At 44.1% G+C, this 272-nt stretch carries 1 pseudogene; it reads right to left on the bottom strand.

Annotated features, from left to right (window positions below):
* A pseudogene (locus tag ACY2RS_RS15600) lies at positions 1-272 on the bottom strand (hypothetical protein); the annotation flags it as partial.

Genomic DNA, 272 nt, shown 5'->3' with positions numbered 1-272 from the left:
CCATTTAACTCATCATTGTCATATACATTCGCTCCTGGTACTGATCCACCACTTGCTCCATTTACTGGAGTTGCGCTGTAATTATCATCGACTGCATCGATTACTGGTGCTTCTACTACTACAGTAACTGTAGCAGTATCACAGTTCGTTGGGTTTAATGCCTCACAGATCTGGTACACTACATCATACGTCCCGGCTGGTGTATCCATTGGTACGGTTAACGTTCCATCAGGATTGATTGTGATTCCACTTCCATCATCATCCGTCACAGT

The organism is Patiriisocius sp. 208BN25-11 (assembly GCF_058147145.1).
This window is presented reverse-complemented; position numbering and strand designations above follow the sequence as displayed.